This window comes from Kangiella profundi, assembly GCF_002838765.1.
Lineage (GTDB): Bacteria > Pseudomonadota > Gammaproteobacteria > Enterobacterales > Kangiellaceae > Kangiella > Kangiella profundi.
Genome location: NZ_CP025120.1, coordinates 692,400 through 706,494 on the forward strand (window position 1 = coordinate 692,400; position 14,095 = coordinate 706,494).

Here is a 14,095-nt window from a genome sequence, read left to right on the forward strand (position 1 = left end):
AAAAAATCCTAATTTTTAAGACTTTAATTAAAGTCTGCAGGATAGTTCAATTTGTAGGGCGGCTTTTGAGTCGCCCTTTTTATTTAGAATTCACAGTATTTCCTTTATCATGATCGAAAATCATCAATCGAAAAGTATATGTCCACTGATATAGATATCCGTCAAGCACTGAGAGTGTTTCAGATTATCGCTGATAAAGGCGAGCAACGTGGTAATCGTCATTACTTTAAAGGTATTTATGCTATGTCAGGTTTTGATGGCTATGACGTAGAATTGACCGATGAAAAAGTAACTCTCAATATATACTTCCATAGTCGGTTTGACTTAGGCTATAAAAATCAAATAGATAAAGAGGCTTTTTTCGAAAAGATAAACAAAATCGATGCTTTGAGAAAGTCTAAAGATAAGTCCTGAGTCCAAGGTAAATCATACAATTTACACTTTGTTACCAGTTACTTTTGAGTTGCTTTTTGCTCACGGTTATAGTGATTCACACATTAAAAACACTATAACCAGTGGGAGTATTCAATGAGTAGTTCGAGAATCCACAAAGTTACCGCTTTGTCCTTTTCTATTGCAATGGCCTTTTCCAGCGCCACCGTTCTTGCAAGCCCGACCACAGTTAGTTTCCTAAGTAGCGATAAAGTCGCTGCTGTTAAACAGCAAACTGAAGCTGAAAAAGCTGCGGCTATCTATGCTGAGCACTGGGAAAGAAGCCTTGAAATGAATCCATTGATGGCAACGTTTATGGGCGATAATCGCTTCAATGACCAACTCGGTGATTGGGGTACGGAAGAGGGTCTCGCAAAACAGTTAGCCTTCAGTAAAGAATTTTTAGCAAAAATTAATACTATTGATCCTTCTAAGCTAAAAGGGCAAGACTTACTGAGTTACAAAGTTTTTAAAGGTGAGCGCGAAGCTGAAATCGAGGGTGCTAAGTTCCCTGACCATTTACAGCCTATTCAGCAGTTTTATAATCCTTTCAATTTCATTGCCATGTTGGGTTCGGGCAATAGTGCACAACCGTTTAAGACTGTTAAAGATTATGAAAACTGGTTAAGCCGTCTTGAGCAGGCAGCGGGTGGTGTTGACGTTATCATTGGTAACATGCGTGAAGGTATGGAGCAGGGCGTTGTGCAGCCCAAGGCATTGATGGTTAAGGTATTGCCACAGCTCAAAGCACACATTGTTGATGATGTTGAGACCAGCCTTTTTTATGGCCCAATTAAAAATATGCCTGAATCTTTCTCAGAAGAGGACAGAAAGCGTTTAACTCAAGAATATGTCAAAGCTATTAAAGGCTGGGTCGTTCCAACCTACCAAAAAATGCATGACTTCATTGAGAAAGAGTATATTCCTGCGGCACGTGAGACCTCGGGTATGGTGGCACTGCCAAACGGTAAAGAGTGGTACGCCTTTAAGGTCAAAGAAACAACCAGTACTGATTTAACGCCAGAACAAATTCATCAAATTGGATTGGACGAAGTCGCTCGTCTGCACAATGAAATGAAGGGGGTTATGAAGGAAGTAGGCTTCGAGGGTACACTCAAGGAGTTTTTTGAGTTTACTAAGACTGATCCGCAGTTCCAGTTTGATACAAAAGAAGACATGTTGCAGGCTTATGAGAACTTAAGAGGCAAGCTCGATAAAACTGCTCCGGATCTCTTTAAGGTAATTCCAAAAGCTGAGTTTGAAATCCGTGCGGTTGAGCCTTATCGCGAGCAATCTTCTTCAGCGGCATCATACCAAAGCCCGTCACCAGATGGTTCTCGTCCAGGTATTTTCTACGTCAATACGTATGACCTATCAGCTCGTCCAACATGGACCGTTGAATCCTTGTATCTTCATGAAGCTGTGCCAGGTCACCACTTCCAACGCTCAACGCAAATTGAGTTAAAAGATGTTCCGAACTTCCGACGTTTTGGTGGTACCACTGCTTATACGGAAGGTTGGGGGCTATATTCTGAATCGCTGGGTAAGGAAATGGGCGTTTATACCGATCCTTACCAATACTTTGGTGCGTTGAGTGCCGAGTTGTGGCGTGCCATCCGCCTGGTAACTGATACCGGTTTACATGCAAAAGGCTGGAGCAGAGAAGAGGTTCTCGAGTATATGGAAGCAAATTCACCAGCTGCTGAAGCACGCATGGTCTCAGAAGCTGAGCGTTTTATGGCTATTCCAAGCCAGGCCCTTGCCTACAAAATTGGTCAGCTCAAAATTCGTGAGTTACGAACACTGGCTGAAAATGAGTTAGGCGATAAGTTCGATATCCGCGAGTTCCATCATGAAGTACTTAAAGATGGTGCAATTCCTTTGAATATTCTGGAAGATAAAATCAATCGTTGGATTAAAGAACAGAAAAAGTCACAATCTTAATTATTAAGCTACTGTGATAAAAAAGCCCTTATTCGTAAGGGCTTTTTTATGGATGTGACTTTAATCTTCTCTTAATCAGTCAAGAATTTCGAATTGGGCACCATTGATCGTCAGTTCACTTTCCATGGCCTTGTCGGCAAGGCTTATTAAGGCATAAGTTTTGCCATCAAAAACCGTTGAGCGAATGACATCTCCAACAGCTTTATCATCCTCGTTGTGAACCTTGTCACCCGGCGTTAAAGTTGCCGTGTCTTTAGAGTAGGCCAGTAAAGCATGAGTTTTAAGCTTACCGCGATAATGCATACGAGCAACGATTTCCTGACCTGTGTAGCACCCTTTGTCAAAGCTGACTCCGCCTACCTGCGGCAAACCAACAAAGTGTGGCAGTAACTCTTCGATAGTTTCTTCGTAGACCAAGGGGATATGAGCCTGAATTTCGATATAGTCCCAAGCGTTAACGTCAGCGAGCGTAGTGCCTTCCAGTGCTTTGATAATTGCATTGCCATGCTCCTTTTCTGCAACCATGAAGGAAGCATTGAACAGGCTGTTCAAGTGTACCTCTGTGACGCCATTAGCCTCAGTTACCACCAGGCTCATATCTTCAGCAAAATTACTGTTTGCGCCTTTTTGCGTGTGCCCCCAGATCTGAAAGTCGAGGCTGGCATCTACCAGTTCAACCTTGAAAAAGACGGCGTACATTTTCAATTTATTGAGCAGGTGTTCTAGTCCCTGTTTAGGTACCAGCAGCAAGTAATCTTCGCCATACTTAATGGTGAAAAAGATACCATGCAGACGTCCCTGAACATTGCAGAATCCACCAAGGCTAGCTTTCTGGTCTGTGATTTTGTCCAGGTCGCAGGTCAACTGCCCCTGAAGAAACTTCTTTGCGTCCTCGCCATGCACCCTGATAATGCCGTAATGGCCCAGTTCACATGCAATATTCTGAAGTTGGATGATGTGTTGCATTGCGTCTTGATTGGTAAAATTCATAGTTGAATGCTTATTTTGCTTCATAACGCGGATAATTTTACTCTGATTCTTAGCGGTTTTGCACCGTTACCGTTATAATTCCGCCAAACAATTTTGAGTTTGAACCTATGACTGAAGAGCAGTTGAAGAAATTACAATGGGCTAGCCGTCGTGGCATGCTGGAATTAGACGTAGTATTGATTCCATACCTCGAAGAAGAAGCGTGCCATTTTGATGATGAAAAGGCCGCCCAATATGCGATATTTCTGGAGCAGGATGACCCTGACCTCTATGCCTGGATTATGGGCTATGACACCCCAAAGCCTGAGTTTGCTCCTATCATTGCAGCAATTAAAGAGTTCATTAACAAAAAAATAAAATAAACTGATTTATGATTTGTCAGGGAGTGACATGAATCTTTTTATTGATATCAACCCATCAAAAGCTCTAGTGCGAGCTATCCTTTTGCTTTGGTTGCTGGTATTTTCCAGCATCGTAGTTTTTACTTTTTCTCAGTTCTCCTTAAAAGCCGCTCTTGTTCTTTTTGTTGTGAGCATAGTTGTTTTGTTTCCCCTTACTGTATGGCAATATCGAGCCTTTTCACGGTTAAATGCTGGAGTCAGGCAACTTCAATTTATTGATGGCGATTGGTATATGGTTCGACAGCATGGCTCAAACGAGCAAAAAATTGCGATCGAAATTGAAGATAATAATGTCCTTTGGCCAGGTTGGATTTTATTGAACTATAAATTGGATAATGCTTTTGATGGCAGTCTGCCAAAGCTCTCAAATTTACTAATTAATCACAAGAAACGGTTATTGATTTGTCGTGATGCTGTAAGCGAGACAGATTTCAGACATCTGTCTCGAGTGCTACGTTTTTATCGTAGGGGGGACACCAGAATTAATCAGGAATGATTGTCTAAAGGTACTAAATAGGAGTCTCTCGCTTCTTTAGCCAACTTCGGATAATCCAGAGTGTAATGCAGGCCACGGCTTTCTTTACGTTGCATGGCGCAGCGAACGATGAGTTCGGCAACCACTACCAGGTTTCTCAGCTCAATCAAGTCGTTACTAACTTTGAAGTTGCTGTAGTACTCGTGGATTTCCTGCTTTAATAATTCAATGCGGCGTAAGGCTCTTTGCAGGCGCTTATCGGTTCTAACGATACCTACATAGTCCCACATCAGTTGTCGTAACTCATGCCAGTTGTGGCTAAGAACCACTTCCTCATCAGAATCCGTGACCTGACTTTCGTCCCACGGCGGTAACACCGGTGGTGATTGGTTTGGATCCCATTGTGCTTCAATGTCATTGGCCGCTGCCTGAGCAAATACCAGGCATTCCAGTAGGGAGTTGCTCGCCATGCGATTGGCCCCATGCAGACCGGTACAGGCGACTTCTCCAACTGCATATAAGCCGCTAACATCGGTGCGACTATTAAGATCCACTTTTACGCCACCGCAGGTGTAGTGGGCAGCTGGAACTACCGGAATGGCATCTTTAGTAATATCCAGACCAAACTCAAGACAGCGTGAATAAATGGTTGGGAAGTGGCCTTTGATAAAACCTTCGTCTTTGTGCGAAATATCCAGATAAACGCATTCAATACCATGCTTTTTGATTTCATGGTCAATGGTTCTGGCAACTATATCGCGAGGTGCCAATTCTGCCCGCTCATCGTACTCAGGCATGAAACGCTCGCCATTGGGGCGAAGCAGGACCGCACCTTCTCCACGAAGCGCTTCGCTGATTAGGAAACTGCGCGCCTGAGGATGATAAAGACAAGTTGGGTGAAACTGATTAAATTCCAGGTTGGCAACGCTACAGCCTGCACGCCAGGCCATGGCAATGCCATCACCACTAGCCACATCTGGATTTGAAGTATAAAGATAAACTTTGCTGGCGCCACCTGTGGCCAATACCACAAAACGTGCGCTGATAGTTTCTACCCGATCCTTTTTCAGGTTAAGGACATAAGCGCCATGACAGCGGTTATCATCATTGCCTAGTTTATTGCCAGTAATTAAATCTACCGCGATATAGTGTTCGAGAATATTGATATTGGGTTCATTTAGAACCGCGGATACCAGCGTAGTAGAAACCGCCTTACCGGTAGCGTCATCAGAATGAATGATGCGGCGTTTGCTATGCCCACCTTCTCGAGTCAGGTGGTAGCTTTCGTCTTCCTTGCTGAACATGACGCCTCGCTCAATCAGCCACTCAATGGCTTCTCGGGAGTGCTCAACAGTGTAGCGAACGGCTTTTTCATCACACAGACCAGCACCAGCGATTAAGGTATCCTCAACGTGAGAGTCAACACTGTCACTCTCATCAAGCACCGCTGCAATACCACCTTGGGCATAAAAAGTTGAACCTTCAGTTACTTCAGCTTTGCTAAGTACAGTAATTTTACCTAAATGAGCCAGTCGCAAAGCTACTGACAAACCAGCTGCACCACTACCAATAACCAGCACATCGGTGGTGTGCTGTGAAGGATTAATTGTGTTTTTCATGATATCCATGATAAAAGTTGGGAACTTTTCTACCGTTAACCGAGTCTGTGTTTGTCGCTATCTGTTAGAAAGTCACTGGAAACTTTAGTATTTTCCTAGCAGAATACCGTTTAATATTGGCGGACTTTATCATAACCGCACGACAGCCAGTTAGTTTTTTTGCTGGTTAGCGAAGGGTTAAATGACCCGGATCAATCAATGTTTGCCCTGCAAGCGACTTCGTGAAGAAGATAACAATTAAAAGGGGATTATATGTCTGGGGCTGATTTAGACTCAGAGTTAGTAAAACGTGTTCAGGAAGGCGATAAGCGCGCTTTCGATATGCTGGTCAAAAAGTACCAGCATAAAATCATGAACTTAATATCCCGCTACGTCAGAGACAGTCATGAAGTAGCGGATATTTCACAGGAAGCTTTTATAAAGGCTTACCGGGCTTTGCCGGGTTTTCGTGGTGATAGTGCTTTTTATACCTGGCTATATCGGATTGCGATAAATACCGCTAAAAACTATCTGGTATCTCAGGGACGAAGACCTCCGGGCAGTGATATCGACTCAGTGGAAGCAGAACAATATGAAGGCGGTGATGCCTTGCGAGATACAGGTAGTCCAGAACGCATCATGTTTCGTGATGAGATCAGGAATATCATTTTTAAAACCATAGATGATCTTCCAGAAGACCTCAAAACGGCTATTACTTTGCGTGAAATGGATGGTCTGAGTTACGAGGAGATTGCCGAGGTCATGGACTGTCCGGTTGGAACGGTCAGATCACGTATTTTTCGTGCTCGTGACGCGATTGATCAAAAGATCGCGCCACTTTTGGAACAGGGTTGGCGTTCCTAGCAGGATGAAGTTAACAGTGGAAATACAAACTTTTTTACATTTCTGCTGAACTTTTTACACAGGGTCTAGTCAATGTGTATAAGATTTGAACTCAAAAAAGCACACTTTACAGTTGCTGAATGAGTAATTAAATTGAATTGTTATTTAAAATCAAGCAATTAGGATTGATGCTTGATGTCTTAAAGATAGGGTCAAATGCATATTTCTTAGTTATAGCATTCCAACCCAGGTCAATAAGACAATTTGACGCATGGACAGTTAAGTCGCGGGTTTTGCCGTCTTCGACATATTTAAGCGGCATTTTAGGCTTGTGGTTGGAAATAGAGGTTGGATGTTAATGTTGGACAATAAAAATTTGGACATAGGCGCGGCAGGGCGTTTAGACAAGCAAAATGTATCCGCCTGGGTGGATAATGAGCTTGAAGCTTTTGCTTCAGAAAATAGCTTCGCTATCGAATCCGAAGAAATGCAGTTATGGAGTCGCTATCACTTAATTGGCCAAGTTATGCGCGATGAAGTTCAGCACATGGACTTAGATATCGCTGGCCGTGTTAGTGCAGAAATTGCTAATGAACCTGAGCACGCGGTTACTCCAACTCAACCAAAGTCTAATGTCATCAGTTTCCCGAGTAATCCATTTAAACAAATCGCAGGTTATGCAATCGCGGCTTCTGTAGCTCTGGTTGTGTTGTTCAATGTGGGCAATCAGAATACGCTTGATTCACAGGTCAACCCAATGGCTACTGTCGCCAGCAATGATGCAATACCAACAGCAGCAAGCAACACAACGAGCTTGAGCAGAGTAGAGCGTCAGGAGTTGCAAACAATCCATGATATGTTCTTGAAGCATGAGTCACTATCACAATCTAGTCTGCTGCCTAGTGTTCAGGTGGTTAGTAACCAGAAAGTAATACCGGTTAGTGTGCCCTTGATGGCTGGGCAGTCTGAAACACAGCAACCAACTCCCCTTAAAGTTGAGCAGGAGCAAGCTGAAGGTCAGTAAAGTTCAAGCTAAGTATCCAATCTATTCCCAGTAAAGCCGAAGTATGACTTCGGCTTTTTTGCTTCTAAAAGCAATCATTGCTAAAAGCTCACTGCTTTTCCACTTGATATTCAGTAAAATGGTTAACAAAGTTTCATGGCGAATCTCTTATGAATCAAAGCAACATGCTGACCGAAATTGGCCGTGTGGTGGCCAAAGAAAATGACACTGTCTGGGTGCAGACACAGAGTAAAACTGGCTGCTCCAGCTGTCAGGTGAATACGGTATGCGGCAGTGGCATTGTCAGCAAGGCATTTTCACATAAAGTATTCGTTACCCCCTTGAAAAATAAGGTTAATGCCAATATAGATGATGAGGTAGAAGTTGGAATTCCAGACAACCTGGTGGTTCGAGCTTCTTTTATGGTGTATCTGGTGCCGCTGATTAGCATGATCCTGGCTTTGCTGGTCTGGCAGTTCTGGCTCACTAACTCTTCTGAGTTGAGCTCTATTCTCGCTGCTGCTACTGGCTTAGCTATTGGTTTCGTGGTTACACATTTATACAGCAGATATGCGGCCCAAAATGGGCAAACGGAACCGGTATTGTTAAGAATTGTAAAGAGACCGATTGCGGTGAAACAAATCGAAACAACCGTCGACTAAGCACTGACGACTCCGTCGGAACTGTTTTCCCTAATATATTTCCAATCTTTGAATTTGTTTGATTTTTTGGTGAGCCTGCTGGGTTATGAGGCTTTCCTTGAAATAGCTAATAATTTGAATGCTTGTAGTTTCTTTGACAAGTTGCGGGAGTATAAATGATGCTGAAGCGTTTTTATTCAATAGGCCTTACCTTCATATTGTTTGTTGTCGGTAGTGTTATTAGCCTACCGGCAAAGTCTTCTTACCCTGATTTCACAGAACTGGTAGAAAAAGTCCAGCCCAGTATCGTTAGCATTCAGGTTGATGTAATACGCTGGGGACGCGTGGCAGGACGTGCCGGAGGATCCGGTTTTATCATTGATGACGAGGGTTACATTTTAACCAATCATCACGTTATTGATAATGGAGATACCGTCACTGTAAAACTTTACAACGGTCGTGAATTTAAAGCTGAAGTTATTGGAAGTGATGCAAACACGGATGTCGCCCTTCTAAAAATTGAGCCGGGTAAACAAGATTTAAAGGCTCTTAAACTTGGAACTTCTGATGTTCTTAAGGTTGGTGAGTGGGTACTAGCTTTCGGCGCACCTTTTAATCTGGAACAAACCGTAACCGCCGGTATCGTCAGTGCTAAGGGGCGCGGTGAAGTGGGTTCCCAGTATGTACCATTCATTCAAACCGATGTTGCTATTAACCGTGGTAACTCTGGTGGACCACTAGTAAACCTTGAGGGTGAGGTCGTTGGTATTAACTCAATGGTTTTTAACCCTATGATTAGTTCGGGTCTATCTTTCTCGATTCCAATTGATCTGGCAAATAATATCCGGGAGCAATTACTGGAAACAGGTGTTGTCAATCGGGGTTATCTAGGAGTCATGTTCAGTTCGATTGATCAAGACAGGGCAGATGCTTTTGGCCTAAAAGAGGTTAGCGGCTCTTTGGTCAGGCGAATTCTTCCAGGTTCTGCAGCAGAAGCGGCGGGTCTACAGGAAGGTGATGTTGTAATTGCGGTTGATGGTAAGCCCGTTCGTAAAGCACAGGATCTACCTTATTACGTAGGTCAAAAAATGCCTGGTGATACGGTAAAGCTTGATGTGATTAGAAACGGCAAAGAGATCACGGTTAATGCAGTTTTAACCGATAGTTCAGGTCGTACAGCATCCATCAATGGCGGGCAGGACAAACTTGGTATTCGTGTCCAGGTCCTGCGAGAGGATCTGCAGGAAGCTTACGGTATTCGCCATGGCGTGGTGGTCAGCGATGTAATGGAACAAAGCCCTGCGGCACAGGCTGGTATTCAAAACGGAGACATTATTCAAAAGCTTCACCAAACACCTATTCGTACGCTAGAAGATTATCAAAGGGCGTTGGCTAGTCTCCCTGAAAAAGGCAAAGTTGCACTACTGGTAGCCAGGCCGGGACGGGGTAGTGACTTTTTTGTGATTAAATTAGATTAAAACTCAGTGAGGCCAGTGCTTAGAGCGTGTTGAGCTTTGCGGTTCAATTTTTGTTCAAAGCAAAAGTGTTCTGATCGCGACGCTCGTTATGTAGCCTAGTCATTCTAAGCTAATGACGAGCAACAAAGAGCAGGTCGCTTTTGATTGAACCCGAAGGGCAGCGTTTGTTAGGCTTTTCTACTGTGTTATCGCGTGTGGATGGAGAATGACTACACCTCACACACGATGCCTTGTATAAAAGCCAAACAAACTGCTGCAAAAACGAACCGCAAAGCTCAACACGCTCTAGTGCTGGCCTTTTCAGTTGTTTCAGCTACAATAGGCCGCTAAATTTCAAGTATACCAATGCGTAGCAAGCTATTTTGAGTTGGGCCGGCAGATGGCTCTCTTGATGGCACATTCACCAACAATCGAAGGAATTCAGCGGAACATCTATGTCCTACACCGATTATATTCGTAACTTCTCTATTATTGCCCATATTGACCACGGTAAATCAACCTTGTCGGATCGCCTGATCCAGACGTGCGGGGGCCTTACCGACCGGGAAATGGCGGAGCAGGTGCTGGATTCCATGGATTTAGAACGTGAGCGTGGAATTACCATTAAAGCGCAGAGTGTGACCTTGAACTACACGGCAAAGGACGGTCATACCTACCAACTTAACTTTATTGATACTCCAGGGCACGTCGATTTTTCCTATGAAGTATCGCGTTCTCTGGCTGCTTGTGAAGGTGCCTTATTGGTAGTGGATGCTGCACAGGGTGTTGAAGCTCAAACTCTGGCTAACTGCTATACCGCGATTGAGCAGGATCTGGAAGTAGTGCCGGTACTCAATAAAATTGATTTGCCAGCGGCTGATCCGGATCGTGTGATTCAGGAAATTGAAGATATCGTTGGTATTGAGGCGATGGATGCGGTGCAGTGCAGCGCTAAAACGGGTGTTGGTATTGAAGATTTACTAGAGCGTATCGTCAGGGATATTCCACCTGCAAAAGGTGATCCTGATGCACCGCTTCAAGCCTTGATTGTGGACTCATGGTTCGATAACTACCTTGGTGTCGTTTCTTTAGTACGAGTAATGCAGGGTACCATACGTAATGGCGAAAAAATGCAGGTCATGTCGACCGGTAAAGCCCATGTTGTGGACCATGTGGGTATTTTCACTCCGAAGCGTAATGACACCGGGATTCTGCGTGCCGGCGAAGTGGGCTTTATTATTGCAGGTATTAAAGAGATTCAGGGTGCGCCAGTAGGTGACACCATTACCTTGGCAAAGTCTCCAGCTGAAAAGCCGTTGCCTGGATTTAAAAAGGTTAAGCCTCAGGTTTATGCAGGACTGTTTCCTGTCAGCTCTGATGATTACGAGTCTTTCCGTGACGCTCTGGCAAAGTTGAGTCTGAATGATGCCTCCTTGTTTTATGAACCAGAGAACTCTACGGCTTTAGGATTTGGTTTCCGTTGTGGTTTCCTTGGAATGTTGCACATGGAAATCATTCAGGAGCGTCTTGAGCGTGAGTATAACCTGGATCTGATCACCACAGCACCAACAGTGGTTTATGAGGTTTCTACCACTGATGGTGAAACTCTTTATGTTGATAATCCATCTAAATTACCGCCATTATCAAACATCGATGAGATTAGAGAACCAATCTGTGAGGCTAATATTTTAGTACCACAGGAGCATCTAGGTGCAGTTATTACTTTGTGTGTTGAGAAGCGCGGCGTACAGACCAAAATGCATTATGCCGGAAATCAGGTGGCTTTAACTTATGAAATGCCGATGAATGAAGTGGTGCTGGACTTTTTCGACAGGTTAAAGTCAGTCAGCCGTGGTTATGCTTCATTGGATTACAGTTTTAAACGATTCCAGACTGACAAGCTGGTACGTCTTGATATTCTGATTAACGGTGAAACAGTTGATGCTCTGGCCTTGATCGTGCATAAAGATCAGGCGCCATATAAAGGGCGTGAGCTGGTTGAAAAGATGAAGGAGATTATTCCTCGTCAAATGTTTGAAGTTGCCATCCAGGCGGCAATTGGGAATCATATTATTGCACGCTCAACCGTAAAAGCCTTGCGTAAAAACGTACTGGCAAAGTGTTATGGTGGTGACGTGTCTCGTAAGCGTAAGTTATTGGAAAAACAAAAAGCCGGTAAAAAGCGCATGAAGCAGGTTGGTAAAGTGGAAATTCCACAGGAAGCCTTCCTTGCAGTGCTGCATGTTGGAAAAGACAATAAATAACAAAAGAAGGGCCTGATGATATATTACGATTTTGGATTTTATTTGCTGCTGGCAACTGTCATTACAGGCGCCGTTGTTTTAATTGATAAGCTGAAATGGCGAAAAGAAAGGGAAGCCAAAGGCTTTGAATATGATGAAAAAGGGAATGAAAAAATGCCTATGTTCATCGATATCAGCCGCTCGTTTTTCCCGATTATTCTCGTCGTTTTTCTACTCAGGTCTTTTCTATACGAGCCCTACAGAATTCCTTCTGGCAGCATGAACCCAGGACTCTATGACGGCGACTTTATTCTAGTTAATAAGTTTTCCTACGGTATTCGCATGCCAGGCTTTAATACTGTAATTATCCCTACTGGCTCTCCAAAACGGGGTGATGTGGCTGTATTTCATCCACCTCATGAGCCGCAAACTGCTTACATTAAACGTATCATTGGTGAACCGGGTGACCGCCTGGAGTGGAGCCGAGGAGTGTTAACTATCACTCCCAGTTGCGAGTCTGGCGAAACATGCGAACCGATTGAGCTTCGCCCTCAATTTGTTTCCGATGAAGTCCCAGAGTTAGTACCTCAAGGAGAAATTCTAGATCTTTACAGCGAAAATTTGGGCGGTAATGATTATCAAGTTTTATATAAGGGCATACAAAGGTCACAAAGCCTTAATCACTCATGGTCAACTGTTGTTCCAGAAGGCCAGTATTTTGCTATGGGTGACAATCGTGATGGCAGTGCTGATTCTCGTTTTTGGGGATTTGTTGATGAGGATGCTCTAATTGGACGGGCAGCCTACAAGTGGTTGTTTTTAGAGTTCACAGAAGAGCCGGTTATATTTGGTAAAAAGTTACCAAAAGGCGTATCTTTTGGTAGAGTAGGTTCTATTGAATAAGCAAAATCAGTGCGTTAACGCGTTTTCTGTCCAGAGATGAGTATCTGGCAGAAAGGACAAAGGAGTATGGGGAAATGCTAAACAAAAAGTATCAAGATGGTATGACAGGTGCGGGTTGGGTAATTGTGCTGGCCATCGTCCTGTTTTTTATGTTCATGTTGATCAAACTGACACCAGCTTATCTGGAATATTTCAGTATTAAGAGCTCTATGGCTTCTGTAGCTGAACAGAATGTGGGTAACAGCTCAACTGGCGAAATTCGACGCCTGCTTGAAGGCCGCTTTAATATTAATGAGGTTAAATCGGTAAAAGCTTCAGATGCCAAAATCAAGGATATAACTGGTGGTCGCGCCCTTTATATCAAATATGAACGCCGCATTCCGTTGTTCGGAAATATTAGCGCACTGCTTGAATTTGAAAATGAAGTACCTCTTAATTAGAGAGCACTTAAAAGTAAGGTTTCTATCGCCAAGATGAGTCACAAAAAACTGTTAATCGAACGATTATGTAATCGTCTTGGCTATCAATTCACTGATCCCTCCTTGCTTAAATTGGCGCTAACTCATAGAAGCGGCGCTAATAAACATAATGAACGTCTGGAGTTCCTCGGTGACTCCATTTTAGGAATGGTAATTGCCGAGTATTTATTTATTCATTTAAAGAAAGCAGATGAGGGACAACTGACCCGCTTACGAGCAAGTCTGGTTAAAGGCAAAACCTTAGCCGAAATTGCTAAAGAGTTAGAGCTCGGTGACTGTCTTTATTTAGGTGAAGGTGAACTTAAAAGTGGTGGCTTTCGTCGCGCCTCAATTCTGGCTGATGCCCTGGAAGCCATTATTGGTGCCATATATCAGGATACCGGATTTGATGGGGCTAAAAAGGTCATTTTAGGTCTCTACCAAAAACGCCTGACTAATGTTGACCTCAAGTCGGTGCAAAAAGATCCTAAAACACAACTTCAGGAGTGGCTTCAATCACGCAAGCTACCTCTGCCTGAGTACGAACTACTGAAAGTGACAGGCGAGCCACATAAACAGACTTTCGATGTGGCTTGTGTGCTATCAGAAAAGAAGGTCAAAACTCATGGCTCAGGCTCGAGCAGACGCAACGCAGAGCAGCAGGCTGCTGAAAAAGCGTTAGCAATAATATTAGATGGTAAATAATT

14 protein-coding genes are annotated in these 14,095 nt (G+C 43.7%); 12 read left to right on the forward strand and 2 right to left on the reverse strand.

The annotated features are described in order from the left end of the window. The first annotated feature begins 138 nt into the window (after positions 1-138). Both CW740_RS03370 and CW740_RS03375 read left to right on the forward strand, forming a co-directional pair. Positions 139-414, forward strand: coding sequence for a DUF3081 family protein (locus CW740_RS03370; RefSeq protein WP_106646206.1), 276 nt, complete (start codon positions 139-141; stop codon positions 412-414). 114 nt (positions 415-528) lie between these two features. Then, positions 529-2,376, forward strand: coding sequence for a DUF885 domain-containing protein (locus CW740_RS03375; protein ID WP_106646207.1), 1,848 nt, complete (start codon positions 529-531; stop codon positions 2,374-2,376). A gap of 75 nt (positions 2,377-2,451) precedes the next feature. Here the strand turns inward: CW740_RS03375 and ygfZ are convergent, their stop codons facing one another. After that, positions 2,452-3,366, reverse strand: a complete 915-nt coding sequence (ygfZ, locus tag CW740_RS03380; RefSeq protein WP_227523890.1) for a CAF17-like 4Fe-4S cluster assembly/insertion protein YgfZ — start codon at positions 3,364-3,366, stop codon at positions 2,452-2,454. A gap of 107 nt (positions 3,367-3,473) precedes the next feature. Between ygfZ and CW740_RS03385 the strand changes: the two genes are divergently transcribed. Continuing rightward, the gene (locus CW740_RS03385; RefSeq protein WP_106646209.1) at positions 3,474-3,728 is read left to right on the forward strand and encodes an FAD assembly factor SdhE; all 255 of its coding nucleotides are present in this window, start codon (positions 3,474-3,476) and stop codon (positions 3,726-3,728) included. A gap of 28 nt (positions 3,729-3,756) precedes the next feature. Continuing rightward, complete coding sequence (locus tag CW740_RS03390; RefSeq protein ID WP_106646210.1) at positions 3,757-4,263, forward strand: protein YgfX; 507 nt, start codon at positions 3,757-3,759, stop codon at positions 4,261-4,263. Here CW740_RS03390 and nadB read toward each other — a convergent pair. Next, positions 4,254-5,861, reverse strand: a complete 1,608-nt coding sequence (gene nadB / locus CW740_RS03395) for an L-aspartate oxidase (protein WP_106646211.1) — start codon at positions 5,859-5,861, stop codon at positions 4,254-4,256. The genes CW740_RS03390 and nadB overlap by 10 nt on opposite strands. A 252-nt stretch (positions 5,862-6,113) precedes the next feature. Between nadB and rpoE the strand changes: the two genes are divergently transcribed. The 8 genes from rpoE (at position 6,114) to rnc (ending at position 14,093) form a co-directional block, all read left to right on the forward strand. Beyond that, on the forward strand, positions 6,114-6,704 hold the full coding sequence (gene rpoE / locus CW740_RS03400; protein WP_106646212.1) for an RNA polymerase sigma factor RpoE: 591 nt from the start codon (positions 6,114-6,116) through the stop codon (positions 6,702-6,704). A gap of 337 nt (positions 6,705-7,041) precedes the next feature. Further along, positions 7,042-7,707 (forward strand): sigma-E factor negative regulatory protein, encoded by a 666-nt coding sequence (locus CW740_RS03405; protein WP_227523891.1) that lies wholly within the window; start codon positions 7,042-7,044, stop codon positions 7,705-7,707. 149 nt (positions 7,708-7,856) lie between these two features. Then, positions 7,857-8,348 carry a SoxR reducing system RseC family protein gene (locus CW740_RS03410; protein ID WP_106646214.1) on the forward strand — a complete coding sequence of 164 codons (492 nt, stop codon included), beginning with the start codon at positions 7,857-7,859 and terminating at the stop codon, positions 8,346-8,348. 155 nt (positions 8,349-8,503) lie between these two features. Then, the gene (locus CW740_RS03415; protein ID WP_106646215.1) at positions 8,504-9,805 is read left to right on the forward strand and encodes a Do family serine endopeptidase; all 1,302 of its coding nucleotides are present in this window, start codon (positions 8,504-8,506) and stop codon (positions 9,803-9,805) included. 434 nt (positions 9,806-10,239) lie between these two features. Next, positions 10,240-12,048 carry a translation elongation factor 4 gene (gene lepA / locus CW740_RS03420; protein WP_106646216.1) on the forward strand — a complete coding sequence of 603 codons (1,809 nt, stop codon included), beginning with the start codon at positions 10,240-10,242 and terminating at the stop codon, positions 12,046-12,048. A gap of 15 nt (positions 12,049-12,063) precedes the next feature. Next, positions 12,064-12,930 carry a signal peptidase I gene (gene lepB, locus CW740_RS03425; protein ID WP_106646217.1) on the forward strand — a complete coding sequence of 289 codons (867 nt, stop codon included), beginning with the start codon at positions 12,064-12,066 and terminating at the stop codon, positions 12,928-12,930. Between the two features lie 74 nt (positions 12,931-13,004). After that, on the forward strand, positions 13,005-13,370 hold the full coding sequence (locus CW740_RS03430; protein ID WP_018625420.1) for a DUF4845 domain-containing protein: 366 nt from the start codon (positions 13,005-13,007) through the stop codon (positions 13,368-13,370). 33 nt (positions 13,371-13,403) lie between these two features. Then, a complete protein-coding gene (gene rnc / locus CW740_RS03435) occupies positions 13,404-14,093 on the forward strand; it encodes a ribonuclease III (RefSeq protein WP_106646218.1) in 690 nt (229 codons plus the stop codon). Positions 14,094-14,095: the final 2 nt, after the last annotated feature.